The organism is Georgenia sp. EYE_87 (assembly GCF_023148685.1).
In the GTDB taxonomy this organism is placed as follows: Bacteria; Actinomycetota; Actinomycetes; order Actinomycetales; family Actinomycetaceae; genus Georgenia.
Genome location: NZ_JAHXNL010000015.1, coordinates 32150 through 57880 on the forward strand (window position 1 = coordinate 32150; position 25731 = coordinate 57880).

The following is a 25731-nucleotide window of genomic DNA, read 5'->3' on the forward strand; positions in this document are numbered from 1 at the left end:
CGGGGACGTTCGTGCTCCGGGGCTCCTACGTCACCAACGGCGGCGTGCGGGAGCCGCAGCACATCGCCGCGGACGTCGCGACGCTCGATGTCGTCTCCGGCGGTCGCGCCCGGCTCGGACTCGGGGCGGGCCACACCCCGGCCGAGTGGCGGGCGGTGGGCCGCTGCTCCCCCGGCTGGCAGCCGTCGGCTGACCCGCCCGCCACGAGTCGGGCGCCGGCCCAGGCCCGTCTGTGCGCCCTGTCCCAGTTGCCGGCCCCAAGGTGAGTCGCTACGCCCCGATGTGGGTGGCGGGGGTGACCATGAAGGGGACAGGAGCTGGAGCCGGACGGGAGGAGCTGCACATGGCCGTCGCCACGCTGACCGAGGTCGAGCCGGACGTCGACGTCTACGCGGACTACGTGAAGGTCTGGTGCGTCGACTGCGAGGGTCCCGCGCACGAGATCGACGGGTTCTGCGAGAGCTGCGGAGGCCGGGGTCACGACCTGCTCTGATCCGGGTCCGAGGTCGCCGTCGCCCTGACACACTCCAAGGGTGTACGGCGCCGACCCGTGGGACCGCCCCACCGTCTACGCCCCGCCTCGTCGACAGCGGGGCGGCTACCTGCTCGCCGCCGTCGCCGTCCTCGTTGCGGGTGGCGGTGCCATGGCGCTCGTTGCCCCCGACGGCGACAGGCTGGCCGCCGCCCCGGTGGCCGCGCCGGGGCCGGGGTCGTTCGCCTTCGTCCAGGAGCAGCTCGGCACGCCGGTGACGTACGACCCGTGCGAGCCGATCCGGTACGTGGTCAACGACGCCCTCGCCCCCGCGGGCGGCGCCGGGCTCCTCGCCGAGGCGCTCGCCACCGTCTCCGGCGCCACCGGCCTGGTCTTCGAGGACTCGGGCAGCACCGACGAGCCGGCCGATCCCGACCGGCCGCCGCGGGACGTGCTGCGCCACGGGCTCGGCGCCTCCCCGGTGCTGGTCGCCTGGACCACCCCGGAGCAGGTCCCGGATCTGGAGGGGGGCGTCGTCGGTGTGGCGGGCAGCGTTGCCGAGGGGGTGGGCGGCAGCGCCATGCGCTACGTCAGCGGCACCGTCTACCTGGACGCCGCCGACCTGGCCGGGATCCTGCAGCGTCCCGACGGCGCGGACCAGGTGCGCGCGATCATCACCCACGAGCTGGGTCACCTCGTCGGCCTCGACCACGTCGACGACCCCGGCGAGCTGATGTACGCCCAGAACGTGGGCCGCACCGAGCTCGGACCGGGCGACCGCCAGGGCCTCGCCGCGCTGGGGTCCGGCAGCTGCGGGTAGCCGCCGGGGCCCGGGTCAGACCATGGTGGGCCAGAGGATCTCCGAGGCGGCGTCGTCGGCGTCGCGCAGGACCCGCAGCACGTTCTCGCCGGCGAGCGCCGCGAGGTCGGACCGGGACCAGCCGCGGTCCGCGAGCGCCGCGAACAGCCGCGGGTAGCCCGAGACGTCCTCGAGCCCGTCGGGGAGCCGGTCGACGCCGTCGTAGTCGCCGCCGAGCCCGATGTGGGCGATGCCGGCCACCTCGCGGGCGTGCTCGAGGTGGGCGACGACGTCCCCGATGCCGACCCTGGGCCGCGGGTGCTCGGCCTCCCAGGCCGCGAGCCGGTCGCGCCCGGCGACGTCCGGGTCGAGCCCGATGTTCTCCTCCGCCACCGCCGCCGCGTCCTCGCCCGGCCGGGGCGCGCGGGGCCAGTGCCAGGCCCCGTCGTCGAGCGCGGCCCGGGCCTCGGCGTCCCACGCGGCCGCGTCCGGCGAGACGAACTTCGGCACGAAGGTCACCTGCAGCACCCCGCCGTTCGCCGCGAGCTTCTCGAGCACGGCGTCGGAGGCGTTGCGCGGGTGGTCGCAGACCGCGCGGCAGGAGGAGTGGGAGAAGATCACCGGCGCGGTGGTGGCCGCGAGCGCGTCCAGCTGGGTCGTCTCGGCGGTGTGGGAGAGGTCGACGAGCATGCCGATCCGGTTCATCTCGGCGACGACGGCGCGGCCGACGTCGCTCAGCCCGCCGACCGCGGGGGTGTCAGTGGCCGAGTCCGCCCAGGAGACGTTGTCGTTGTGCGTCAGGGTCATGTACCGCACGCCCAGGCGGGCGAACGTGCGCAACGCCCCGAGCGACCCGCCGATCGAGTGGCCGCCCTCGGCGCCGAGGAGGGAGGCGATCGCGCCGCGCGCGAACGCGCTGCGGACGCCGTCGGCGGTGCAGACCAGCTCGAGGTCGGCGTAGCGCGCGACGAGCCGGTGCACCGCGTCGATCTGCTCGAGCGTCCCGAGGACGGCGTCCGCGCCCGTGAGGGTCGAGGGCACGAAGACCGACCAGAACTGGCCGCCGACCCGCCCCGCCCGCAGCCGCGGCAGGTCGGTGTGCAGGCCGTCGCGGGCGGCGTCGAGGCCGTCGACCGAGTAGCCGGCCGTGGTGCGCAACGCGTACGCGAGGTCGTTGTGCCCGTCGATCAGCGGGGTGGCGGACAGGACGTCGGCGACGAGGCTGGCGGAGTCGGTCATGCCTCGATTGTCAGCCCTGGGCGGCGGCCGGGTGCACGAAGAGCGCCGAGACGTAGTGGTACGCGGGCCGCACCTCCATGGTCAGATCCGCCGCATCCGGCACCAGGAACCCCAGCGTGAAGCTGACGTTCTGACCGGGCTGGATCATGGTGCCGGGCGGCCCGGTCAGGCCGGAGGCGGCGTCGTGCACCGGCTCGGCGTCCACGCCGCCGCTGCTCATCGCCACGAAGACCGACGAGTTGACCGGCCGGTCGGTGCCGTTGACGAGCACGACGTCGACGGCCACCACGCCGCCGTCGTCAGCCGGGCCGGTGAGGGTCGGCCCGGTGTCGGCGAGCCCGGTGCCGGCGGGCGCGTCCTCGTCGGACGCGCCGGACTCCTCGGCGGCGGCCGCGTCGGGCGGTGCGTCGCCCCCGGAGGTGGTGGACGACGGCGGCGCGGTCTCGGTGGCGCCGTCCTCCTCCTGGCTCTCCGGGGTCTCGAGCAGCACCGGCCGGCCGGCGGTGACCGCCAGCCCGTTGTCCCACTTGTACGTCTGCCCGAAGGCGAGCGGCGCCGACGGGCCGCCCACGCGCGCAGGGGCGGGCGGCGGCGTCCGGCTCGGTGTCGGACTCGGTTCGGGCGTGCTCGGCGGGGTCGGCCGCGCCGTGGGCACGGCGGACGGGCTCGGCGTCGTGGGGGCCTGGTCGGAGGGGCGAGGCCGTGGTGGCCGCTCGGACGGCCCCGGGTCGTCCCCCGGTGCGGGGTCCGCGGGCGGCGGGACGTGGTCCTCGGTCGGCCGCGGCGGCACACCCGTCGGTGACGCCGGGGGTTCGGTCGGCTCCGCCGTCGGGGACGTCGGCGAGGCCGGTGCCGTCCGCGCGGGGCCCGCCGCGCCGGCCGGCGGGCGGCCGTCGTCACCGCACCCGGTCAGCGCGAGGCAGGCGGCCACGACCAGCGCGGCACCACCCGCGGTTCGCTGCCTCATACGTCCGAGACTACGGGCTGGCGTCGTCGCGTCCAGGGATGGTCACAGAATGGTCACGGGTGCGGCGTCTCCCCCGCGGGCCGCGCGCCGGGCCACCCACGGTCGGGCGAAGGTTCCCGGCCAGGCGCCCCAGGCGTGCCGGCGGCAGAATGGCCGCGTGCCTGCACTGCCCGACGACGCCCGCTGCCCCTGCCTGTCCGGCGAGACCTACGCGGCCTGCTGCGGCCGGTTCCACGCCGGACTCCCCACCGGCGGCCCCTACGCCCCGACGGCCGAGACGCTCATGCGCTCGCGCTACAGCGCGTTCGCCGTCGAGGACGCTGACTACCTCCTGGCCACCTGGCACCCCACCACCCGGCCGGCGGACCTCAACCTCGCCGACGGCACGGAGTGGCGCCGCCTCGACGTGCGGCGCACCGAGGCCGGCGGGCCGTTCGACGAGACCGGCGTGGTGGAGTTCGTGGCGCACCACCGCTCCGCCGTCGGGCGCGGCCAGATGCGCGAGGTCAGCCGGTTCGTGCGCGAGGACGGGCGCTGGTACTACCTCGACGGCGACTCCGCGTAGGTCGGCCGCTCGGGTACCGCCCCCCGCTGGGCGGGGCTGGCCGCACGGAGAAGGCCCGCGGCACGATCGCCGCGGGCCCGGATGCGCGCTCAGGCGCTCGTCTCGTGCGTGATCCGCTCGGGGATGAGGCCGAGCTGCTGGAGGCCGCCGAGCATGTCGTAGACACTCCAGTCCTCGACGATGCGGTCGTCCTCCCACTTGCTCATGCCCATCCCGGTCATCACGTAGGACTTGCCGGTCGCGGGCAACCCTCGGAACTCCTTCGACGCGGTCCCTCCGCACGTGAACCGGTACGCGGTCATGTCTCCCCCAGCCACGACCTCGTGGAAGTCCATGTGCAGGTCCGCCTGCGCGGTCCGAAGGTCGCGCACGAACTCCTTGAACCCGGCCACACCGTCGATCGGGAACGTCGGGTCGTGGAACATGCAGTGTGCCGCGAACAGCTCGTCACAGGCGTCAAGGTCACCCCTGTTCCATACGGCGTCCATCGTGCGCCGGAACAGGTCGGCGCGCTCCTCCATCGTCATCATCGTGGGTCATCCCTGCTGGTCTCGCGGGTACGGCGTACCCGCGCGAACGCCGGGGCCGGAGCGGCCCCGCTGCCGGTTGGTTGATGCTGACCACGTCCGCCGATGAGCCACCTCCCGGAGCTGACTTCCGGGATCCACCACGATTTTCCCACCTCGCTCCGTCTCCCGGTAGGCCCGGACGACGGCGAACAGGACCCGGCGACGCCGCAAGCGCCTCTCGTGCAGGATCCGTCCACGGAGCCGACGCCCGCGGTCAGTGGATCAGCTTGAGCCCGATGACGCAGCCGACGATCCCGCCGAGCAGCAGGATCTTGATCAGGGACACCGCCTCCTGCCCGGTCGCCATCGCGTAGGTGACGGTGAGCACCGCGCCGATGCCCACCCAGACGGCGTAGGCGGTGCCGACCGGCAGCGACCTCATGGCGTAGGCGAGGCCGGCCATGCTCAGGCCGAGGGCGACGAAGAACGTGACGGTCGGGGCGAGGCGGGTGAAGCCCTCGGACCTGCTCAGGGCGGTCGCCCAGACGGCCTCGAGGACGCCGGACAGGACCAGGACGAGCCAGGACATGACGGTTCTCCTTCGTGGCCGTCTTGTCGCTCGCCGGGTACAGCTCCCTCGTCCGGTGCCCGTTCCGGGCCCTGCCAGGGTGCCACGCCCCGGTCGTTACCGGCAACGGTCCGGGCGGTGAGGTCGGCCTCCACGCGGTGCGTGCTTGGATGGTCCGGTGCCCGCTCCTGCCGACCACCTCGCCGACCTCGCCGACCTCATCACCGCCTCGCCGTCCTCGTATCACGCCGCCGCCGAGGTGGCCCGCCGCCTGGATCTGGCCGGGTTCACGGCCCTCGACGAGGCGGACGGGTGGGAGAGCACCGGGCGTCACTACGTCGTCCGGGACGGTGCGGTCGTCGCGTGGGTGCGGCCGGCGACGGCGGGGCCCACCACCCCGTTCCGGATCGTCGGCGCCCACACGGACTCCCCCGGCTTCAAGCTCAAGCCGCGTCCCACCGTCACCGCGCACGGCTGGCTCCAGGCCGGCGTCGAGGTCTACGGCGGCCCGCTGCTGAACTCCTGGCTCGACCGCGAGCTCGAGCTGGCCGGCCGGCTCGTGGACCGCGAGGGCCGCGAGCACCTGGTGCGCACCGGCCCGTTCCTGCGCATCCCGCAGCTGGCGATCCACCTCGACCGGTCGGTCAACGACAAGGGCGTGACCCTCGATCAGCAGCGGCACACCGCCCCCGTCTTCGGCGTCGGCGCGCACGGCGACCTGCTCGGGCGGCTGGCCGACGCCGCGGGCCTGGGCGCGGACGACGTCGTGGGGTACGACGTCCTCACCGCCGACACGCAGGCGCCGCGCCGTTTCGGCCTCGACGACACCCTCTTCGCGGCCGGCCGCATGGACAACCTCGTGTCCGTCCACGCGGGGCTGCTGGCCCTCCTCGACGCGCCCGACGACGCCGCGCACGTCAGCGTGCTGGCCGCCTTCGACCACGAGGAGCTGGGCTCGGCGTCGCGCTCCGGCGCGTCCGGGCCGCTCCTCGACGACGTCCTGACCCGCGTGTCGGGCGGCACCGCCGAGGAGGTCCGCCGCGCGTACGCCGGCTCCTGGTGCGTCTCGGCCGACGCCGGCCACGGCATCCACCCGAACTACCCCGAGCGCCACGACCCGGCCAACCACCCGACGCTGGGCGGCGGCCCGCTGCTGAAGATCAACGCCAAGCAGCGCTACGCCACCGACGCCCACGGCGCCGCGCTCTGGGCGCGGGCCTGCGAGCGCGCCGACGTGCCGTGGCAGGAGTTCGTCTCGAACAACGCCGTGCCGTGCGGGTCGACGATCGGGCCGCTCACCGCGACCCGGCTCGGGATCCGCACCGTCGACGTCGGGGTGCCACTGCTCTCGATGCACTCCGCCCGCGAGCTGGCGCACGTGAGCGACCCCGCGGCGCTGGCCGCCGCGGCGGGGGCGTTCCTCGCCGGGGCGTAGGACCCCGGCGAGGTCGTCACGCGGCCGACTGAGAGTTTCCCGCCCGGTGCTCGGCGGCGATCTGCGTCGCGACCTCCGTCAGGGCCGTGACGGGGTCCGGGGTGAGGTGCGAGAAATCCTCGGTTCCCCACCGGGCGATCTCGTGCCCGAGGAACCCCTTGGCGTGCAGCCGCAGCTGCACCGAGTCCCCGCGCCGGTGGAGCGACCACGCCGTGCCGGGCGGGGGCGGGGGGAGCGTGTCCTTGAGCCACATGGGATTTCCTTCCGACGAGGTTGGCAGGGTGGTCCGCCGCAGCCCCGAGTTCCCCACTGACCCCAGGGCGCCTACCGTCGCGCTCAGTCAATTCTAGCCCTCGCGGTCAGAGGCGCCCACGGACCGGGGTCCGCTCGGCCGGGTCGCCCTCCTCCGGCATGACCATCTCGGCGCGGACCCCGAGCAGCCGGATCTCCCGGCCCGGCTCGATCCGTCCCGCCAGCTCCACCGCCGCGGCGACGACGTCGTCGCGATCGGTCGTCGGCGCCGCCAGCTTGTGCCCGATCGCCTTGGTGACGAACGGGGCGTAGCGCACCTTGAGGGTCACCCGGAACACCGCCCGCCCCTCGCGGGCCGTGTCCTCGAAGACCTGCTCGGCGAGCTCCCGCACGGCGGCCGTCACCTGTTCCGGCGTCGTGAGGTTGTGCTGGTACGTCGTCTCCCGGCTGTGCCCGCGCGCGATCCACGGGCTGTCGTCGACCACCGCCGGCCCGATGCCCCGGCCCAGCTGGCCGTACCAGAGGCCCATGCGCGGGCCGAACTCCGCGACCAGCTCCTCCGGCGGCGCCGCGGCGAGCTCGGCGACGGTGCGGATGCCGTGGCCGGCGAGCCGCCTGGAGATCTTGGCGCCGACGCCCCACAGGTCCCGCGTGGGCCGCTCGCCCATCACCTCGAACCAGTTCTTCTCCGTGAGCCGGAAGATCCCGCGCGGCTTGCCGAACCCGGTCGCGATCTTCGCGCGCACCTTGTTGTCGCCGATCCCGACGGTGCAGTGCAGCTCCGTCGAGGCGAGGACCGCCTCCTGCGCCCGCCGCGCGAGGGCCTCCGGGTCGTCCGTGACCGCGCCGAGGAAGGCCTCGTCCCAGCCGAGCACCTCGACGACGACGCCGAGCTCCCGCAGCGTCGCCATCACCTGCTCGGACGCCGCCTCGTAGGCGGGCGCGTCCACCGGCAGGAAGACGGCGTCGGGCACCTTGCGCACCGCCGTCTTCATGGGCATGCCCGAGCCGACGCCGAACTCGCGCGCCTCGTAGGAGGCCGTCGCCACGACCGCCCGCTCGGTCGGGTCGCCCCGTCCGCCGACCACGACGGGCAGGCCCGCGAGCTCCGGGCGGCGCAGGATCTCGACCGCCGCGATGAACTGGTCGAGGTCCACGTGCAGCACCCAGGGCCTGGCGCCGTCGCTCATGGCACGAGTCTGACCAAGCCCACGCACGCTGTCACGCGGGCCGCTGGCCGGACGGGCGCCGCCGCTCCCGCGGAAGCGGCCTACCATCGGTGCCGATGTCCACCTCCCCGGCGTCCCCCGCGCGGGGAGCCTTTCCGTGGGCCGTCGTCGGCGGCGTCGCGCTGGTCGCCCTGAGCCTGCGTGGGCCGATCGTCGCGCCGGCGCCCGTCGTCGGCGACATCCGGGCGGACCTCGGGCTCTCGACGACCACCGCGGGCCTGCTCACCAGCCTGCCGGTGCTGTTCTTCGCCCTCGCCACCCCGCTCGCGACGCGGGTGATCCGCCGCGCCGGACCCGAGCTCGCCGTCGTCGCCTGCCTCCTCGGCGTGCTGGCGGGCACGGTGGTCCGGTCGGCGGGGCCGGCGTGGGCGCTCTTCCTCGGCACGGTGATGATCGGCGCGGCGATCACGATCGGCAACATCGTCGTCCCGGTGGTGATCAGGCGTGACGTCCACTGGCGGCGGGCCTCCGCCGTCACCGGCGTGTACACCGCGTCGCTCAACGTCGGCTCGATGATCACCTCGCTGGGCACCGCCCCGCTGGCGGCGGTGGTGGGCTGGCGCGGGGCGCTGCTGACCTGGGGCGTGCTGGCCGCCGTCGGCGCGGCGTTCTGGGTGTGGCTCGCCCGCCGTCGGGCGGCGTCCCACGCGGCAGAGCGGCAGCGGGCCGACACCGCTCCCTCGGCCGATGCGGTTACGCCGAGCGCCGTGCCGGACGCCACGTCGAAGACCACGTCGGACGCCACGCCGGACGCCACGGAGAGCGCGGCCCGCCGGGCGGCGGCCTCCGCCAGGGTCAGCCGCATCGGCTGGCTGCTGCTCCTCGCGTTCTGCGGGCAGTCGTTCTCCTACTACGCGGTCACCGCCTGGCTGCCCACGCTGCTCGCGGACACCCGCGGCCTCGACCAGGCCGCCTCGGGCGCCACGGCGTCGCTGTTCCAGATCGCCGCCGTCGTCGGCTCGCTCGGCGTGCCGGCGATCGCCGCGCGTGCCCCCGGGTGGGTGCCGGTCGCCCTCATCGGGGCGCTCTGGGCGACCCTGCCGGTCGGGCTGATGGTGGCGCCGGAGTCGTTCACGACGTGGTCGATCGTCGGCGGCGTCGCCCAGGGCGGCGGCTTCACGGCGATCCTGTCGATCATCGCCCGGGTCACCCGGACCGACCGGGAGGCCGCGTCGATGTCCGCCCGCGTCCAGGCCGGGGGGTACGTTGCCGCCACGTTCGCGGCGCCCCTCGCGGGCGCGCTGAACTCCGCCACGGGCGGATGGACGGCGCCGCTCGGGCTCGTCCTCGTCGCCACGCTCACCTTCTCCCTGGGCGGGGTCTCCGCGGCGCTGCTCGCGCGGCGGCAGGGACCGGGCACGCGGGCGGGCACGGCCGGGTAGCGAGCCGTCCGCCGGACGAGTGGCGCGCCCGCGTGCGCTCCGTCCACCGGCCAGTGGTTCTGGGCCGGATAAGTGGGCCCGGGACCACTTCATCTGCGCTGGAGCACTTCATCTGCGCGGGAACGCGCCGTCGCGGGGTCCCGCCGTCTGCGCAGGATCGGGATGGCCTCGACCTTCCGGTGCCTCGCCGGGGCGCTGACCCCGCTGTGATCCGTAACCTGAAGGTCACGGCCCGTGGCCTCACGGACCGTCAGCAGAACGGATTCACCATGGCGCACTCCCCCACTGCCCCGGGCCGCGGGGACGCGGCGCGCGTGGGCCACGCCGGGAAGGGCGCACGCGTGCTGGCCGCCGTCGTCATCACGCTCGGCGTCGGCGGGGTCGCCGCCGGGACCGTCACCTGGCTGCTGCGCGTTCTCGACCGTGCCACCGGGAGCACGCCGGACGCCGGCACGGCGGGCACGTTCCTGACCACAATGACCTTCCTCGTCGCGCTGCTCCCCGGCACTCTCGCGGCGGCCGTGGAACGACGACGCAGCTCGCGCGTGCTCCTCTCGGCGGGGGGCTTGACGGTCGCGGGGCTGCTCGTCGCTCGGGTCTGGGACCGCCCCGCCGCCGAGTCCGCCGCGGCCCTCGGAATCGTGGTGGTGACGGTCGTGCTGATCGGCGTCGTCGCCGGGGCGGTCTGGGCGGCGGCGTGGCTCACCCGCTCCGCAGTCGGTCCCGGCGGGAGCGGGCTGGCCGGTCCCCGGGTGGAGTCCCGTGCCGGGCCCAGGGTGGAGTCTCGTGACGAGGCCGGTCCGGGGGTCGAATCCCGTGCCGGGCCCAGGGTGGAGTCCCGAGACGAGGCCGGTCCGGGGCTCCCCTCCCGCGACGACCGCGGACCTACGCTGTGCGGCGGAGGCCCCCGATGACCGTGCGCGTACCGCCCCACCCGGGCGCCTCCTCCGCCGCAGTCTCGCGGCGGATGTCCGTCGCGGCGCGGCGGGACACCGGCTGCGAGCTGCTCCTGCGCCGGCAACTGCACGCGGCCGGACTGCGCTACCGGGTGAACTACCCGGTGCCCGGCAACCGTCGCCGGACCATCGACATCGCGTTCACCCGGGCGAAGGTCGCGGTGTTCGTCGACGGGTGCTTCTGGCACGGCTGCCCCGAGCACGGGACCCAGCCGCGCGCCAACGCGGACTGGTGGTCGCAGAAGCTCGCCGCGAACCAGGCCCGCGACGCCGACACCACCGCGCTGCTCGAGGCATCGGGCTGGGTGGTGGTGCGCGTGTGGGAGCACAGCGAGCCGGCGGAGGCGGCGCGGATCGTCGGGGAGCGGGTGCGCGAGCGCCGCCGGATCTGAGGACGCGCGGTCCGGGCGTGCCGGATCCGGGGCCGCTCAGTCCGGGCGTGCCGGCTCCGGGGCCGCTCAGTCCGGGCGTGCCGGCTCCGGGGCCGCTCAGTCCGGGCGTGCCGGCTCCGGGGCCGCTCAGTCCGGGCGTGCCGGCTCCGGGGCCGCTCAGTCCGCGTCGCCGTCGCCCTTGTCGTCCCCCTCGCCCTTGTCGTCCCCGCCGTTCCCCTTGCCGCTGCTCTCGAGCTCCGTGCCCACGGCAGCGGCCAGCTCGTCCTGCAGGGCCTGCGCCTCCGCCTCACCGAGCTCCCCCTCGCGGGCAAGCTCGTCGATGCGCTTGCTGAGGTCCTTGGCCCTGTCGGTGACCTTGTCGGCCTTGCCCTCGGCCAGGACCTCGGTGAGCTCATCCCACTGCTCCTCCAGCTGCGTGCGGGTCTCCTCGTCCGCCTGGAGCGAGGCGAGGAGGGCGGACATCCCGCCCTCGGCACCAGGCCCGGCGGAGTCCGCCGGAGGTGCGGCGCTCGGTGGCGCCGCCTGGGCCGGCGCGCTCTCCTGCTGTGCAGGCGCGCTGGCCTGGGGCTCGCCGGGCGTCGGTGATGCTGCCGGCGCGGGGGACTCTCCGGCGGCCGGCGTCCGCGCCTCGGTCCCGGTCGGGTCCCCGCCCCCCAGGAGGGCGATCGCGACGGCGATGCCGGCCACCCCGGCCACGGCTGCCCCGCCGACGACCCAGCGGGGACGGCCTCGTCCGGAGCGGGCCGGGGCGACCGCCGTGACTGACTCGGTGCCCGGGCCCGCGGTCGCCGTAACTGATTCGGTGCCGCGGCCCGTGGTGGGCGCGCCTGCCGCCGGCTCCCTCCCCGCGGCGGGCGCAGCCGCCACGGCCGCAGCCGGCAGCGTTCTGGTGGTGCCGGTGGCGGGCAGGACCTCAGTGGCCCCGTCGGGGTCCGCCACCGCGGCGGTCGGAAGGTGGTGGCGCGGCGCCCGCAGGGTCTGGAGAACCGCCGCCGTGGAGGGCCGGTCCGCCGGGTCCTTGGCGAGCATCGCCGCGACGAGGGCGTCGAGATCCCGTGGGAGCTCCGGTACCTGCGCGGCCAGGCCGGGCGGTGACGCGGCGGCGTGCTGGCGCAGGACGTCGAGCGGGTGCGCGCCGGTGAACGGGGGCCGCCCGGTGAGCGCGGCCGTCATCAGGCATCCCAGCGCGTAGACGTCGCTGGCCGGCGTGACCTCTGCCCCCTCGGCCTGCTCCGGAGCCATGTAGTCGGCCGTGCCGACCACCGTCCCGGGCTCGGTCAGCGAGGCTCCGGCGGCCTGGGCCGCGGCCGCGATCCCGAAGTCCACGACCGTGACGTCATCCCCGTGCAGGAGCACGTTGGCCGGCTTGACGTCGCGGTGGACGATGCCGGCCGCGTGCGCGGCCGACAGGGCGCCGGCCACCCGCTCGACGACCCGCAGCGCTTCCGGGACCGGGAGCGGACCGCCCCTCAGGACCTCGGCCAGGTCCCTGCCCTCGATGAGCTCCATGACCAGGTAGGCGGTGTCTCCCTCGACGCCGGCGTCGTGGACGGTGACGATGTCCGGATGCCTGAGGCTCGCGATGGCTACCGCCTCACGCTGCAGCCGCTCGCCCACCCTGGCGTCGTGGGCGGCGGCGAGGTTGACCGTCTTGACCGCGACCCGGCGGCCCAGGCGGGTGTCGCGGGCCTCCCACACCTCCGCCATCCCGCCCCGACCGATCAGCCGGGTTAGCTCGTAGCGCCCCAGCAGGACGTGAGTTGTCATGACGACATCATCGCGGCCGTACCGCCGTTCGGCCCGCCGCGCGACCCCGGTCCCGCGCGCTCCGGCTCGTCGACGTCCTGCAGGCCCAGGCCGGAGGCCATCTGCCGCACGGTGCGGCCGAAGAGCGCGTCGGCGGGCTCGAAGCCGCCGACGAAGTGGCCCGCGAGCTCGAGGTTGACCATGCCGACGAGCTGCCCGAACGCGCCGGCGAGGGTGGCGAGCACGGGGGCGGGGATGTGCTCGCCGAGGACGCGAGCCACGCCGTCGAGCTGCGCCGCGAGCTCGCCGTCGACCGCCTCGCCGTTCACGTCCGTGAGTGCTCCCGTGCGGGCGGCGTCGTCGACGATGCCGGCCAGCGCCGTCATCACCGCGGTGGCGGGGGCGATCGTGTCGGCCGGCGCGCGGTAGCCGGGGATGGCTGAGCCGTAGATCAGGGCGAACCGGTGCGGCTCGCGCCGCGCCCAGCCGCGCAGGGCGTGGCAGGCGGCGATCCAGCGCGCCCGGAACCGGCCGGGCGCCACCTCCGCCGTCGTCGCGCCGATCGTCGCCGCGAGATCGCCGTACGCGTCCACGATCAGTGCGGTCAGCAGCTCGTCGCGGCTCGCGAAGTAGCGGTACAGGCCCGAGGAGACCATGCCGAGCTCTCGCGCCACCGCCCGCAGCGAGAGCGCTCCCGCCCCCTGGTCGGCGAGCTGCTGCAGGGCCAGCCGCTTGATGTCCCTCGTGAGCTCCGCCCGTGCACGGGCGCGGGCAGTGACGGGCGGGCTGACTGGCGCGGGCATGGCAGCGATGATGCCAAGACTGAGAGCGCTTGTCACGAATGTGAGCACCGCTCTTGCTTTTCGCGCACCGCTCCTGTCACCATGGTGAGAACCGAGAGCACTGCTCTCTCTAGCGCCAGGAGACCCGATGACCAGTTCGCGCATCACCTCTCGACCCGCCGTCACGGCGGTGGCGTTCGCCCTCGCCGGCGCCGGCTTCGTCGTCTACCCCGCGCTGCGCCCGTACAGCGACGAGACCACCCTGGCCGGCGCGGAGGCCATGTCCTCGACCGCGTGGGTGCTCGCCCACTCCGTCGGGATGCTGGCGTTCCTGGCGCTCACCGTCGCGGTGTGGTCGCTGCGCCGCACCGTGCCCGGCCTCCGGCAGCTGCCCGCCGCCGTCGCCGCCGTGCTCACGTGGCTGGGGGTCAGCCTCGTGCTGCCGTACTACGGCGGGGAGACCTTCGCGCTGCAGGTGATCGCCGAGCGTGCCGCGACGGAGGCGGAGCCCGGCCTGCTCGAGCTCGCCGACGCCTTCCGGTACCAGCCGGTGGCGATCGCCTCCTTCGGCGCGGGGCTGCTCGCGCTCGCCGCGGCGGGCGTCTCGCTGGCGACCGCGCTCCGGGACTCGGGCACGCTCGGCCGGGCAGGAGGGCTGCTCGTCGGTCTCGGCCTGGTGCTGTACCTGCCGCAGTTCTTCGTGGCCCCCGCGGGCCGCATCGGCCACGGCGTGCTGCTCGCCGCGGGGTGCGCGGCCCTGGCGGTGCTCGGCCGGCGCGCCGGCACGGCTCAGCTCTCGCAGACCGTCCCGTCGGAGTCGCCGTCGCGGTACCAGTCGTACTCGGCGTCGACGCCGGAGACGTACGGTCCGTAGCCGGCGTCGAGCGCCTTGGCGCAGGAGCTGAAACGTGGGTCGGTGCCGGCACCACCGCCGCCCGGGGCGGGGGCCGACGCGGGCGCCGGCTCGGGCGAAGGGGCCGGGGCGGCCGCGACCTCGGGCATGAGCGGCGCGGTCTCGCGGGCCGGGAGCGGCTGGTCCGGACACCGGGTGAGCACGCGCACCATGGCGTCCCGCTCCGCCCCGGTGACCCACAGGCGGTACTCCGCCTTCACGGCGACCTGCCGCGCGACGTACTCGCAGCGGTAGGCCTGGTTCGGGGGCAGCCAGGTGGCGGTGTCGCCGTCGCCCTTCTGGCTGTTGAGCGGGCCGTCGACGGCGAGGAGGTTGAGGGGGTCGTTGCCGAACTCGCGGAGGGTGGACGCGTCCCAGGCCTGGGCGCCCTTCTGCCAGGCGTCGCTGAGGGCGACGACGTGGTCGATCTGGACGTCGCCGGAGGTGGCTGCGCCGCGGACGAAAGCGATCGCCGAGCCGGAGTACGGGTCGTGCAGCGTGCCGGACTCGACCACGCACCCGCTCGTGCCGGCGCCGATCGCCAGGTCCACGAGGTCGCGGCGCAGGATGTCGTTGCGGACGTCGCAGCCGTTGCGGTCCTGGTCGTAGGCGCGGTACGCGAAGGCCTCGCGGTCGTATCCCGTCTTCGGGGCGCGGCCCTTGACCTCGAGGCCGGCGACGGCGGCCAGGGCGGTTCCCGGCCGCGCCCCGGCCGGCGGGCCGGGAGCCGGGGAGGGCGACGGCGCGGCCTCCGCCGTCGGGCTCGGCACGGCCGTCGGAGTAGGAGAAGGGGTGGGCGACGGGGCCGCCGTCGGGGCCGGCTCCGCCGTCGTCGTCGGTGCCGCGGTCCCGACCGCGACCGGCGTCCCGGGCGCGGAGGGCTCCACGTCGTCGAACGCCCCCGCCACGCCGCCGAGCACCGCCACCGCGGCGGCGACGATCAGCGGCGTGCGCCACCGCGGGCGCCGCCGCGGCCCGGCGTTCTGGAACATGTCTCGACGGTAGGCCTCGACACTCCTCGGCCGAGATGTTTCGGAGCCCTTCGTGCGCTATCTCACCGCCCGCCCGCCCCGGACTGCCCTCGGCGCCGTCGGGAGAGCCACCGAGGATCTCGACGCCACGCCGGCTACCCCGCTAGCGTCGGCGCCGTGGTCGACGCCGCCCTCGTCCCCTGGTTGCTGGAATCCGACCCGGCGCTGCGCTGGCAGGTCGAGCGCGACCTCCTGCACGAGCCGCCCGAGGTGTGGGAGGCCACCCGAGCCCGGATCGCCACCGAGGGGTTCGGCGCCCGCCTCCTCGCGCTGCAGGACCCCGACGGGCAGTGGGCCGGCGGGGCCTTCTTCCCCGCCGACTTCGACTTCCAGGGCCCGGAGGCGGCGGCCGGCGCCGGCCAGCCCTGGACGGCGACGACCTGGACGCTGAACACGCTGCGCGAGTGGGGCCTCGACCCCGCGGTGCTGCGCGAGCGGCGCACGGCCGAGCTCCTCGCCGAGAACAGCCGGTGGGAGTACGACGACCTCCCGTACTGGGGCGGCGAGGTCGACTGCTGCATCAACGGCTTCACGGTCGCGAACGGCGTCTGGCTGGGCGCCGGCGTGGGCGGCGTCGTCGACTGGTTCCTCGAGCACCGGCTGCCCGACGGCGGCTGGAACTGCGAGTGGGTCGAGGGCTCGACGCGCTCGTCGTTCCACTCGACGCTCAACTCGCTCAAGGGCCTGCTGGCGTACGAGGTGGCGACGGGTGGCACGGACGCCATCCGCGCGGCCCGGCACGCGGGCGAGGAGTACCTGCTGCGGCGGGCGTTGTTCCGGCGCCTGTCCACGGGTCAGCCGGTGGCCCCCTGGGTGGACCGCTTCGCCTACCCGTTCCGCTCCTTCTACAACGTCCTCAACGCGGCGGAGTACTTCCGGCAGGCCTCGCGGCTCGACGGTTCGGCGCCCGACCCGCGCATGGCCGAGGCGGTCGAACTCGTCCGGGCGGCCCGACAGCCGAACAGCACGTGGCTCCAGGCCCGCCGGCACCCCGGCCGGGTGTGGTTCGAGGTCGACGTCCCGGCGGGCGAACCCTCGCCGTGGCTGACGTTCTACGCCACGCGCGTGCTGGAGTGGTGGGACGACGCGGGCGCCGTCGCCGGGGATGACTGACCCGGCGACGGCGCAGCTCGCATTGCCGCGTAGCTCGCGTTAACGCGTGGCCTCGCGGGACTCAGGCGTCGCGGCGGCGCAGGCTCACCGCGCCGGCCACGAGCGCTACGGCGGCCCACGCGCCGACGACCGCCACGCCCTCCCACGCGGTGAGGACTTCGTTGCTCCCGAAGACCTCGCTGAGGCCGAGGAAGGACACGGCTGCGGGCAGCGGCAGGACGGCGACGAGGTCCTGCACCCAGTCGATCTGGACGAACTGCAGCACGCCGGGCAGCAGCAGGAGCAGGCCCAGGACGGTCGTGATGGTCCCGGCGGTGTGCCGGAGCACGGCCCCGAGGCCGAGGGCGATGAACGCGGCGGCCACGAAGAAGAAGGTCATGCCGCCGAACGCCTGCCAGGTGGTCGCGTCACCGAGGGACGGCACGAGGCCGTAGTCCTCCAGGAAGGGCCGGGCCACCAGGTAGCCGCCGAGGATGCTGACGGCGCTGACCACCACGGTCAGGACGACGAGCACGAGCGCCTTCGCCACGAGAACGGGCAGGCGGCTCGGCACGGCGGCGAAGGTGGAGCGGATCATCCCGGTGGAGTACTCGCCCGTCATCAGGAGCGCGCCGAGCACCGCGATCGTGACGGTGCCGAACTGGTAGCCGCCGATGACGATCTCCGCGCCGTAGAGCGTGGCGCCCGCGGCGGCCGCGTCCTCGGCGAAGTACTGGAGCGAGGACGCCTGCGCGAGCGCGAGGAGGGTCATCACCGCGACGGTGATGCCCATCGTCCACCAGGTCGAGCGCAGGGAGAGGAGCTTGATCCACTCACCCCTCATCACGCCGAGGAAGCTGAGCCGGGCGGCGCCCACGGAGGCGGCACCCACGGTGCCGGCCTTGCCTGGGCCGGTCGCCGTCGGGGAGCCGGGGCGAGCGACGGCGGACGCGCCGCCGCCCGGCCCGGCCGGGCTGGTCGTGGTCGTGGTCGTGCTCATCGGGCGGCCTCCATGGCCTCGTGGGTGGTCTCGGAGCGGTACTCGACGGCGTCCTGGGTGAGGGTCATGTAGGCCTCCTCCAGGCTCGCCCGCTGGACGGTGAGCTCGTGCAGGACGATCCGGTTGCGGGCCGCGGTCTCGCCGATCAGCTCGGCGGTCGTGCCGTGCACGGCGAGCGTGCCGTCGCCGTCGCCGGCCGCGTCGACGGTGGCGCCGGTGGCCCTCAGGAGCGGCACGAGCTCGGCCGACTGCGGCGACCGGACCTTGACGACCGCGCCGGTGGCGGAGTCGATGACGTCCTGGACCAGGCCGGCGGTGATGATCCGGCCGCGGCCGATGACCAGGAGCTGGTCGGCGGTCTGCGCCATCTCCGACATCAGGTGCGAGGAGAGGAAGACGGTGCGGCCCTCGGCCGCGAGCTGCCGGGTGAGATTGCGGACCCATTGCACGCCCTCGGGGTCCAGGCCGTTGACCGGCTCGTCGAGGATGAGGGTGCGCGGGTCCCCGAGCAGGGCCGAGGCGATGCCGAGCCGCTGGCCCATGCCGAGGGAGAACCCGCCGACCCGCTTGCCCGCGACGCCGGCCAGGCCGGTCATCTCGATGACCTCGTCCACCCGCCGGGTGGGGATGCCGTGCGTGGCGGCCATGGTGCGCAGGTGCGAGCGGGCGCTGCGGCCGCTGTGCACGGCCTTCGCGTCGAGCAGTGCGCCGACCTCCTTCAACGGGGAGCGGTGCTGCGCGTAGTGCTTGCCGTTGACCGTCACGGTCCCCGAGGTCGGCCGGTCCAGGCCGACGATCATGCGCATCGTGGTGGACTTCCCGGCCCCGTTGGGGCCGAGGAACCCGGTGACGGTGCCGGGCGGGATGGTGAAGCTGATGCCGTCGACGGCGGTCTTGCTGCCGTAGCGCTTGGTGAGGTCGTGTGCCTCGATCATGGTTGCCCTCAGGTCGGTCCCGCCCCGGACGAGCGGCCGCTGGCCGCCCGCCGGGGATGTCACGACGAGTCAACCGATCCGGGCGAACCGGCGGATCCGGGACCGGCCCTGACCGGACCCTGGATCCGGACGGGCCGACCCTGAGGGACGCCCTCAGGGTCGGCCGCCACTCACCTGGTTCACGGACGAGGCCACACAGGGAGCACCTATACTCCGGCCGCACGCCCTCTATCGCAGCACCACCTCGGCGATGCGCGGCGCCTCGGAGCCGGCGGCGAAGACCAGGCGCACGCCGTCGACCGCTCCGCCGTCGAGCTCGGCCTCGTGGAAGGCGGCACCGGCGGCAAGCTCGCCCACGGTCACCCACTCGCCCCCGCGCGAGACCTGGATCTCGCCGGAGCCGGACCCGACGACGGCGACCGAGCCCGCCGTGGCCGGCTCGTCGAGGTTCCGGGCGAGGAACGAGCCGTCGACGGGCGCGTCGGCCGCCGCGTAGGAGGTCGCGACGTCGCCGTCGAAGGCGCGGGCGGCCCCCTCACCGGGCACGCTGGCGAGGTTCGTCTCGAACTCCCCCGACGGAGCGGAGACCACGAACTCGCGGATCTTCACCCACTGCCCGCCCGAGTTGTGAGCCGTGGCGAGCAGCCGCACGTACCGCGCCTGGACCGGGGTGTCGAACGTGTGCGCGACGAGCGGGGAGGAGCTGTACTCCCCGGCGTCCGTCCACGTCTGCCCGTCCACGGAGTACTGGAGGGTGGCGGAGTAGAACATGTCGCCGGACTGGGTGTCGGAGTCGGCCTGGTGCACGTTCACCGACCCGACCTCGCGGACCTCGCCGAGGTCGACCTGGACGTAGTCGCCCGCGCGGCCGGCCTCGTTCGACCAGTAGAGGGTGGCCGGGTCGCCGTCGACCATCTTCGCCACCGTGTTGTCCTGGTAGGTGCCCAGCGAGCTCGACGCGGTGGCCGGGTACCCCTCGGCCGGTCCGGCCGGCTCTGCGCCGAGCCACTCGGCGTAGGCGGCCATGGCCCGGTCGGAGAAGTCCTCGAAGACGCCGTCACCGACGCTGGGGACGAGCACGTCGGGGCGCAGCACGCCGTCGCCGCCCTGGTCGTCGACGGTGGGCTCGGTGGTCCGCGCGATCCAGTCGCGGGCGGCGAAGAGCTCCGCGGTGGCGGTGGCTCCGTCGTCGGCGGCGATCGCCTCGAGCATCGCGATCTCGTGGCTCAGGGCCGCGGCCCACTGGGCGGCGGCGTCGATCCACGGCTCGGCGTCGGCGGCGAAGCCGGGCTCGGCCATCGCGGGGAGGGTCTCCGGCAGGGCCCGGATGACCGCGAGGCGCTCCCGTAGCGCGGCGGCACCGGCGGCGTCCCCGGCCTCGTGGGCGGCCCAGAAGGCCTCGACGTCGGCGCTCAGGGCGGGCGCGTGGACGACGTCGTCGCGGTACGGCCAGCTCTGGTTGAGGTCGGCGAAGGCGACCAGCGCCTCCTGGACGACCGGGTCGTTCCCGGCCAGCTCGGCGAGGACGGCGGACATGGACGCCTCGGCGTCGTAGGCCGGGCCGTTCCAGGTGTAGTCGGCGTAGTTGCCCAGCGCGGGCAGCGACGCGTACGGCTGGATCATCGGGTTGGAGGTGATGCCCTCGATGTGCTGGTACAGCCCCGGGTCGCGGCCGGTCAGCGGGTTGAGGAACAACCGGCTGCGGCGGCCGTCGTTGACCGGGAAGTTGTCCCAGATGTACAGGTGCTCGGTGCGGTAGGACCGCGACGCCCGCTGCACCGACTCCTCGGTGATGGTGTCCGAGAAGACGCCCTCGCCGGTCCACTGCACCCGCACGTCCTCATCGAGGCGATCGCCGAAGCGGCCCTTGTACGGGTCCTCGCCGGAGCCGGCGTAGTTGGTCGGCACGGTCTGCAGCGGGGCCAGGCCGTTCGGCTCGATGTACTCGGTCTGGATGCGGTTGAGGTAGTCGGTCTGGGCGTCGGCCAGCCAGTACCAGTTGCCCTCGTTCGGGTACTTGGCGCGGTCGGCGTCGCAGTGCAGCCGCAGCGGGATGTCGTCGAGGGCCACGTAGAAGGAGTCGACGCCGAGGTCGCGCAGCTGCTCAAACTTGGCGATCGTCGCGTCGAAGTCCTTCTGCGAGGAGTAGCAGATGTCGTTGCCGGGCGAGAGCGCGAAGGTGAAGTCCACGTGGTTGGCGTTCGCCGCCTCGATGAGCTCCTGCATCCGCGCCAGGTCCTCGCCGCTGTAGAGCTCGCGCCACTCGTAGCGCAGCAGCAGATCGTCCTTCGGCGTGTAGATGTAGGTGTTCATCTTGTGCTCGCCGTAGAACTCCATGTGGTCCAGGCGGGCCTGGTGCGACCACGGGATGCCGTAGAACCCCTCGATCGCGCCGCGGATCGACATCAGCGGCCAGTCACGGATCTCCAGGCCGGGCACCGTCCTCCCGTCGACCACCTGGCGCAGGGTCTGGGTGGCGTAGTACGTGCCGCGGGTGTCGGCACCGTTGAGGACGACGACGGGGCGGCCCTCGTAGCGCCCGCTCGCCAGGACGTAGCCCTCCTCGGGGAGGTCGGCGGCGTCCTCGACGCCCATGCCGGCGAGGACCTCCGCGAGCGCCGGGTTGTCCGCCACCGTGCCGAGGTAGACCTCCTTGCCGGCGCCGCGCGCGCCGGTCGTGGTGGTGACCTTGCCGCCGGCCGCCGTGATGATCTCCTCGGCCGCCGCGACCGCGGCGGCGTCGGTCCGCTCGCCGACGACGAGCGTCACCCTCCCGGCCAGCGGCACGGGCTCGCCGCCGGTCGTCAGCTCCTGCGGCGCCGGGAAGATCTGCGGTGCGGCCTCGGCCGCAGGCGCCCCCTCGGCCGGTGCCGCGGCGGCGTGCAGCTCCGCCGCGGCAGGTGCGGCGACGGCGAGCGCGGCCGCCAGCGCGGCCGCCCCTCCCACCGTCGTTCTCCAGGTGCGCGCACGGCGCGTTCGCGTGTTCACGGACTGTCCCCCCGTTGGTCGTCGTGAGAACCACCGCCGCGGCATCGTCGCCATGTTCGTTCCTGTGAGGCGGTGGGCGTTTCAGTGCACATTCAGCCAGAGGGGTGAGTTACCGTCAAGAGGTGCCGGTATCGCCCGCCGGCCCGGGCTGCGGGTGTGAGTTCCGCCACCGAGCCCCGCGGTGGTGCGGATGCCTGGGGCTCGGACCTCACCGGATGCCGGGCCCATGAGTTTATGGCCGGATTCCGCCGAAAACTCAGGGTCGAAACCAGGTCCGAGGGCGAGTAGCGTTCCGCTCAGAACCCTACGGCTCTCACTGTCACGTCTCTGGAAGGACCCTCCTGTGACCATCACCGCCCTCGCGCCCGTGTGGGCCGACCCGACCCAGATCACCGACCCGGCGGACGCGGCGGTGCGCATGCGCCGCTCCCCGATCGTGGTCACCCGCGTGGGGTCCGGAGAGGCGCGGACGGTCATCGTCGACGACGGCAACGGCCCCCGCCTGCACCTGGAGGCCAGCACCGAGGACGGCCTCGACGTCGAGCAGGCCACCGCACTGGTCGAGGCCCTCGCGGCCCAGGTCGAGGTGCTGCGCGCCGCGCGGTAGGTCACCGAGAGACGCACCCTCGCACCACTGTCGCTGGTCAGACGTCACAAAGTCGTGACTTCTCGCAGTGCGGTGGGGCGTCACACGCAAAGAACCCGGCGGCACCTGAGGTGCTGCCGGGTTCTTCCTGTCCAACGAGAGCCCGGGTGCGCCGTCGCCGACGCCCCGGGCTTCCGGAGGGATCAGGATCAGGCGTTGGCGCCGACCGGGGCGAAGTCGCCCGCACGCACGGCCTCCATGGCCTTGGTCCAGGACACGAGCTGGTCGAGCATCGGCTCGACCGCGGCGGTGGCCGGCTCGGTGGGCTTGAGCACCGAGAAGTTCTCGAAGTCCGTGAACAGGGACAGGAGCGCGGCGTTGCGCACGTGCGCGACCTGCATCTCGGAGAGGATGCCGCGCAGGTGCTCGACGGCGCGGGCGCCACCGGCGGAGCCGTAGGAGACGAAGCCCGCGGCCTTGTTGTTGACCTCGGCGGCCAGGTAGTCGAGGGCGTTCTTCAGGGCGCCGGTGATGGAGTGGTTGTACTCGGAGACGATGAAGACGAAGCCGTCGAACTCGGCCATCTTGGCGGACCAGGCCTGACCCTCGGCGGAGGCGGCGGGGCCCCACGACGGCGGCGTGGCCTCGGCCCAGACCGGCAGGTTGAAGTCGGCGATGTCGACGATCTCGAACTCGGCGTCGTCGCGCTTCTCCGCGATGGACTTGACCCAGCTGGCGACGTTCAGGCTCTGGCGCCCGGGGCGGATGCTGCCGGTGACGATGGCGATCTTGGTCATGACTCTCCTGTGGTTCGTGTCGATCCGATTAGGGCTCGCGCCCTTCACTCCATGCAACTGCATGAATCTTCAAGGGATTCCGAGGACGGCGGTGGCGTCGGTCACAGGTCCCCCGCCGTCGTCGGCGCGCCGGGGCACACCGACGTCAGCCTCGCGCTCGACCTCGAGGCGCCACGCGTCCTCACCGGCGACACAGCCCGGCTCGACCCGGCGTCGTCCGCTTCGGGCGCGGCCAGCCCGTCTCAGGGACGGCGGCCAGGCGCTCCGCCGCGCAGCGCCCTAACGGGAGCGCGGCTTGAGCCGGACCTGCGGCAGCTCGGGGGCGGGGAGGGGTGCGCCGTCGTAGCCGGTGACGCGGCCGAACCGGGCGACGCCCTCCGGCTCGCCGGCGACCGCGGCCTGCCACTGCGCCCGGGCGGTGAGGACCTCCTCGTGGGTGCGGGTGACGAAGTTCCACCACATCAGCACCTGCTCGCCGAACGGGACGCCGCCCATGAGCACCGCACGGACCGGGGCCGCCCCCGCCTCGAGGAGGATCTCGCCGGCTCCGGGCGCGAGGTAGGCCAGCCAGGCCTCCGGCACCGCGGTGCCGTCGACGGTGAGGTCGCCGCTGTCGAGCAGGATGCCGTGCTCGAACGCCGGGTCCACCGGCAGGCGCACGCGCGCGCCCGCGGGGATGTCGATCTGCGCGGCGACCAGCGGCGAGTACGCCCGCGCCGGCGACGTCACACCGCCGAGGGTGCCCATGAACACCTGCACGCGGGCGCCGTCGACGTCGAACCCCGGCACGTCGGCGACGTGCTCGAAGGCGCGCGCGCCGGCGCGGTCGGCGTCCGGCAGGGCGGTCCAGAGCTGGACGCCGTGGAGGCGCACCTGCGTGGGGAACCGCGTGAGCGTGCCCTCCTCGGAGTGGCAGATCCCGTTCCCGGCGGTCATGAGGTTGAGCTGGCCGGGCTGGATGGTCTGCACGGAGCCGAGGGCGTCCTGGTGGAGCACCTGCCCCTCGAAGAGCCACGTGACCGTCTGCAGCCCGGTGTGCGGGTGCGGGGGCACGTCCATCCCGCCGGAGACGGAGATGTCGTCGGGCCCGTAGTGGTCGGCGAAGCAGAACGCCCCGATCAGCGAGCGCTGCTTGGAGGGCAGCGTGCGCCGCACGGTCATGGCGCGCGGCCCGCCGAGGGGGACGTCGCGCGGCTCGATCAGCTCGACGGCGGAGGTGCCGGGGCCGGTGACGCACACCTGCTCCTGGGGCCGGGTCTCGAGGTTGGTCATGGCCCCAGCGTAGATCGGGCCGGTCACCGCGCCGCGGCCAACCGGACAGGCCGCGACCCGTAGCGGCCGCGTGGCGGCGGACGTATGGTCGCACCGGCGACGCGCTTCCCCAGACCATGACGTCCCGCCCCAGTACCGGTCGCCCACCTACGGCCCTGCCGCAGTCCGCTGCGGGCGCCCACGGCCCCGCAGCCTGCGACGATGCGAGCCGCCCGCTCCGCCGTCGCCAAGCCTTTATCCCCCATGACCCCGGGTCAGGGGCAGCGTCCCGCCCGGGCGGAGACAGACGATGAAGACTGCTCCCGCGGCGCTCGGCGCCGCCCTTCTGCTCCTGACCTCCACCGCCGCCGCGGCGTTCGCGAGCAACGACGGCGACGACGGCGGCCCCCCGGCCGTCGAGGACGACTTCACCCGCGACATCCTCACCACCGGCCTGTCGGACCCCTTCGAGGTGATCTACGGCCCGGACGACATGCTCTGGATCACCGAGCGGACCAGCGGGGAGGTCACCCGCGTCGACCCCGAGACGGGCGAGACCTCCCTCGCCCTGACCATCCCCGGCGTGCTCGCCACGCCCGGCGAGCAGGACGGCCTGCTCGGCATGGTGCTGCACCCGGACCTGCTCGAGAAGAAGAACCGGAACCAGTACGTCTTCCTCTCCTACACCTACGACGGCGAGGGCACCCCGCCCGAGAACGAGGCGATCGACCGGCGCCAGCGCATCGCCCGCTACACCTGGGACGCCGAGGACGAGGTCCTCGACCCCGACTCCGAAGAGGTCCTGATCGACGGCCTCTACGCCAGCGACGACCACAACTCCGGCCGTATGATCCTCGCGCCCGACGGCAAGCTGCTCTACACCATCGGCGACCGCGGCAACCTCCAGGACCTCAACGCCTGCAAGGTCAACCGGGCCCAGCGCCTGCCCACCCAGGACGAGGTGGACGACGAGAACTGGATCGCCTACCAGGGCAAGTCCCTGCGCCTGAACCAGGACGGCACCATCCCGCGCGACAACCCGCGCATCGACGGCGTACGCAGCCACGTCTTCAGCTACGGCCACCGCAACCCCCAGGGCCTGACCCTCGGGCCGGACGACCAGGTCTACTCCTCCGAGCAGGGCCCCAAGAGCGACGACGAGCTCAACCTCATCGTGGCCGGCGGCAACTACGGCTGGCCGAACGTGGCCGGCTACCAGGACGACCAGGCCTACATCTTCGGCGACTGGTCCGCCTGGGAGGACTGCACCCCCGAGCAGTACAACGCCTTCGAGATCCCCGACACCGTCCCGCAGCTGCAGGAGTCGGAGTTCTACTCCCCCGACTTCCAGCCGCCGCTGCGCACCTTCTACACCGTGCCCACCGGCCACGACTTCAGCGGCGAGGCCTGCGAGCCGTCCGGGTTCTTCTTCATCTGCTACCCCACCGTCGCGCCGTCGAGCCTGGAGTTCTACGACGACGACGCCATCCCCGGCTGGGAGAACTCCTTCCTTATGCCGACCCTGAAGCACGGCACGCTCTATAGGCTTCCCGTCTTCGACGACGACGGCGTGCGCATCGACGGCCCGCTCCCCTTGTTCGAGACCGTGAACCGCTACCGCGACACCGCGGTCTCCCCCGACGGCCGCACCATCTTCGTGGCCACCGACAGCGGCGGCCTGGCCCGCGGCACCAACGGCGACGCCACCACCGAGCTCCAGAACCCCGGCGCCATCCTCACCTTCACCTACACCGGCACCGACTGAGCGGTTCCCTAACCGAAGCGCCGGAACGCCCCGGCGCCACCCAGAGACGGCAGGCCGCACCCGAGGGGTGCGGCCTGCCGTGCTTCACGCGCCGCCCGGTC

General features: G+C 74.1%; 26 protein-coding genes and 1 riboswitch. Of the genes, 12 read left to right on the plus strand and 14 right to left on the minus strand.

All coding sequences use genetic code 11. The features are described from left to right. The first annotated feature begins 11 nt into the window (after positions 1 to 11). The 3 genes from KZX45_RS20520 (at position 12) to KZX45_RS20400 (ending at position 1292) form a co-directional block, all read left to right on the plus strand. Positions 12 to 266 carry an LLM class flavin-dependent oxidoreductase gene (locus KZX45_RS20520; RefSeq protein ID WP_374112609.1) on the plus strand — a complete coding sequence of 85 codons (255 nt, stop codon included), beginning with the start codon at positions 12 to 14 and terminating at the stop codon, positions 264 to 266. Between the two features lie 77 nt (positions 267 to 343). Next, positions 344 to 493, plus strand: coding sequence for a hypothetical protein (locus KZX45_RS17045; RefSeq protein ID WP_248258956.1), 150 nt, complete (start codon positions 344 to 346; stop codon positions 491 to 493). A gap of 40 nt (positions 494 to 533) precedes the next feature. Beyond that, positions 534 to 1292, plus strand: coding sequence for a matrixin family metalloprotease (locus KZX45_RS20400; RefSeq protein ID WP_248258957.1), 759 nt, complete (start codon positions 534 to 536; stop codon positions 1290 to 1292). Between the two features lie 15 nt (positions 1293 to 1307). Here the strand turns inward: KZX45_RS20400 and KZX45_RS17055 are convergent, their stop codons facing one another. Together KZX45_RS17055 and KZX45_RS17060 are read right to left on the minus strand one after the other, a co-directional pair. Then, positions 1308 to 2510 carry a dipeptidase gene (locus KZX45_RS17055; RefSeq protein WP_248258958.1) on the minus strand — a complete coding sequence of 401 codons (1203 nt, stop codon included), beginning with the start codon at positions 2508 to 2510 and terminating at the stop codon, positions 1308 to 1310. Positions 2511 to 2520: 10 nt separating this feature from the next. Continuing rightward, positions 2521 to 3081, minus strand: coding sequence for a hypothetical protein (locus KZX45_RS17060; protein WP_248258959.1), 561 nt, complete (start codon positions 3079 to 3081; stop codon positions 2521 to 2523). Between the two features lie 562 nt (positions 3082 to 3643). Here KZX45_RS17060 and KZX45_RS17065 point away from each other — a divergent pair. Further along, entirely contained in the window at positions 3644 to 4042 is a 399-nt protein-coding gene (locus KZX45_RS17065; protein ID WP_248259008.1) for a YchJ family protein, read from the plus strand. An 89-nt stretch (positions 4043 to 4131) separates the two neighbouring features. On the opposite strand, the gene KZX45_RS17070 is transcribed toward KZX45_RS17065, so the two are convergent. Together KZX45_RS17070 and KZX45_RS17075 are read right to left on the minus strand one after the other, a co-directional pair. Continuing rightward, positions 4132 to 4572 (minus strand): ester cyclase, encoded by a 441-nt coding sequence (locus KZX45_RS17070; protein WP_248258960.1) that lies wholly within the window; start codon positions 4570 to 4572, stop codon positions 4132 to 4134. Positions 4573 to 4825: 253 nt separating this feature from the next. Continuing rightward, positions 4826 to 5140 carry a multidrug efflux SMR transporter gene (locus KZX45_RS17075; protein ID WP_248258961.1) on the minus strand — a complete coding sequence of 105 codons (315 nt, stop codon included), beginning with the start codon at positions 5138 to 5140 and terminating at the stop codon, positions 4826 to 4828. Between the two features lie 11 nt (positions 5141 to 5151). Further along, a riboswitch (guanidine-III (ykkC-III) riboswitch) is annotated at positions 5152 to 5215 on the minus strand. Between the two features lie 82 nt (positions 5216 to 5297). On the opposite strand from KZX45_RS17075, the gene KZX45_RS17080 reads away from it, so the two are divergent. Then, complete coding sequence (locus tag KZX45_RS17080) at positions 5298 to 6554, plus strand: M18 family aminopeptidase (protein ID WP_248258962.1); 1257 nt, start codon at positions 5298 to 5300, stop codon at positions 6552 to 6554. Positions 6555 to 6570: 16 nt separating this feature from the next. Here the strand turns inward: KZX45_RS17080 and KZX45_RS17085 are convergent, their stop codons facing one another. Both KZX45_RS17085 and KZX45_RS17090 read right to left on the minus strand, forming a co-directional pair. Then, positions 6571 to 6807, minus strand: coding sequence for a hypothetical protein (locus KZX45_RS17085; RefSeq protein ID WP_248258963.1), 237 nt, complete (start codon positions 6805 to 6807; stop codon positions 6571 to 6573). 106 nt (positions 6808 to 6913) lie between these two features. After that, the gene (locus KZX45_RS17090) at positions 6914 to 7996 is read right to left on the minus strand and encodes a DNA polymerase IV (protein WP_248258964.1); all 1083 of its coding nucleotides are present in this window, start codon (positions 7994 to 7996) and stop codon (positions 6914 to 6916) included. A gap of 95 nt (positions 7997 to 8091) precedes the next feature. Between KZX45_RS17090 and KZX45_RS17095 the strand changes: the two genes are divergently transcribed. The 3 genes from KZX45_RS17095 (at position 8092) to KZX45_RS17105 (ending at position 10765) form a co-directional block, all read left to right on the plus strand. Next, positions 8092 to 9417 (plus strand): CynX/NimT family MFS transporter, encoded by a 1326-nt coding sequence (locus KZX45_RS17095; protein ID WP_248258965.1) that lies wholly within the window; start codon positions 8092 to 8094, stop codon positions 9415 to 9417. A gap of 269 nt (positions 9418 to 9686) precedes the next feature. Continuing rightward, positions 9687 to 10331, plus strand: a complete 645-nt coding sequence (locus tag KZX45_RS17100) for a hypothetical protein (RefSeq protein ID WP_248258966.1) — start codon at positions 9687 to 9689, stop codon at positions 10329 to 10331. Then, positions 10328 to 10765 (plus strand): very short patch repair endonuclease, encoded by a 438-nt coding sequence (locus tag KZX45_RS17105; protein WP_248258967.1) that lies wholly within the window; start codon positions 10328 to 10330, stop codon positions 10763 to 10765. The genes KZX45_RS17100 and KZX45_RS17105 overlap by 4 nt, the downstream gene beginning before the upstream one ends. Before the next feature lie 156 nt (positions 10766 to 10921). On the opposite strand, the gene KZX45_RS17115 is transcribed toward KZX45_RS17105, so the two are convergent. Next, positions 10922 to 12532 (minus strand): serine/threonine-protein kinase, encoded by a 1611-nt coding sequence (locus tag KZX45_RS17115; RefSeq protein WP_248258968.1) that lies wholly within the window; start codon positions 12530 to 12532, stop codon positions 10922 to 10924. Further along, a complete protein-coding gene (locus KZX45_RS17120; protein ID WP_248258969.1) occupies positions 12529 to 13314 on the minus strand; it encodes a TetR/AcrR family transcriptional regulator in 786 nt (261 codons plus the stop codon). Before KZX45_RS17120 ends, KZX45_RS17115 begins: the two co-directional genes overlap by 4 nt. Positions 13315 to 13441: 127 nt before the next feature. Between KZX45_RS17120 and KZX45_RS17125 the strand changes: the two genes are divergently transcribed. Then, entirely contained in the window at positions 13442 to 14167 is a 726-nt protein-coding gene (locus KZX45_RS17125) for a hypothetical protein (RefSeq protein WP_248258970.1), read from the plus strand. Here KZX45_RS17125 and KZX45_RS17130 read toward each other — a convergent pair. Continuing rightward, complete coding sequence (locus KZX45_RS17130; RefSeq protein WP_248258971.1) at positions 14083 to 15177, minus strand: DUF1524 domain-containing protein; 1095 nt, start codon at positions 15175 to 15177, stop codon at positions 14083 to 14085. The two genes, KZX45_RS17125 and KZX45_RS17130, sit on opposite strands and share 85 nt — an antisense overlap. A gap of 156 nt (positions 15178 to 15333) precedes the next feature. Here KZX45_RS17130 and KZX45_RS17135 point away from each other — a divergent pair, with 156 nt between their 5' ends. Next, positions 15334 to 16329: a squalene cyclase gene (locus KZX45_RS17135; RefSeq protein ID WP_248258972.1), complete on the plus strand. Its 996-nt coding sequence runs from the start codon at positions 15334 to 15336 to the stop codon at positions 16327 to 16329. A gap of 61 nt (positions 16330 to 16390) precedes the next feature. On the opposite strand, the gene KZX45_RS17140 is transcribed toward KZX45_RS17135, so the two are convergent. The 3 genes from KZX45_RS17140 to KZX45_RS17150 form a co-directional block, all read right to left on the minus strand. Beyond that, positions 16391 to 17308, minus strand: a complete 918-nt coding sequence (locus KZX45_RS17140) for an ABC transporter permease subunit (protein WP_248258973.1) — start codon at positions 17306 to 17308, stop codon at positions 16391 to 16393. Beyond that, positions 17305 to 18243: an ABC transporter ATP-binding protein gene (locus KZX45_RS17145; RefSeq protein ID WP_248258974.1), complete on the minus strand. Its 939-nt coding sequence runs from the start codon at positions 18241 to 18243 to the stop codon at positions 17305 to 17307. Before KZX45_RS17145 ends, KZX45_RS17140 begins: the two co-directional genes overlap by 4 nt. Positions 18244 to 18471: 228 nt before the next feature. Continuing rightward, complete coding sequence (locus KZX45_RS17150) at positions 18472 to 21231, minus strand: beta-N-acetylglucosaminidase domain-containing protein (protein WP_248258975.1); 2760 nt, start codon at positions 21229 to 21231, stop codon at positions 18472 to 18474. A gap of 343 nt (positions 21232 to 21574) precedes the next feature. Between KZX45_RS17150 and KZX45_RS17155 the strand changes: the two genes are divergently transcribed. Then, on the plus strand, positions 21575 to 21838 hold the full coding sequence (locus tag KZX45_RS17155; protein WP_248258976.1) for a hypothetical protein: 264 nt from the start codon (positions 21575 to 21577) through the stop codon (positions 21836 to 21838). A 188-nt stretch (positions 21839 to 22026) separates the two neighbouring features. Here KZX45_RS17155 and KZX45_RS17160 read toward each other — a convergent pair whose 3' ends face one another. Both KZX45_RS17160 and KZX45_RS17165 read right to left on the minus strand, forming a co-directional pair. Beyond that, positions 22027 to 22614 carry an NADPH-dependent FMN reductase gene (locus KZX45_RS17160; protein ID WP_248258977.1) on the minus strand — a complete coding sequence of 196 codons (588 nt, stop codon included), beginning with the start codon at positions 22612 to 22614 and terminating at the stop codon, positions 22027 to 22029. 279 nt (positions 22615 to 22893) lie between these two features. Further along, on the minus strand, positions 22894 to 23886 hold the full coding sequence (locus KZX45_RS17165) for a pirin family protein (protein ID WP_248258978.1): 993 nt from the start codon (positions 23884 to 23886) through the stop codon (positions 22894 to 22896). A gap of 289 nt (positions 23887 to 24175) precedes the next feature. Between KZX45_RS17165 and KZX45_RS17170 the strand changes: the two genes are divergently transcribed. Then, the gene (locus KZX45_RS17170) at positions 24176 to 25630 is read left to right on the plus strand and encodes a glucose/sorbosone family PQQ-dependent dehydrogenase (RefSeq protein ID WP_248258979.1); all 1455 of its coding nucleotides are present in this window, start codon (positions 24176 to 24178) and stop codon (positions 25628 to 25630) included. Positions 25631 to 25731 lie beyond the last annotated feature (101 nt).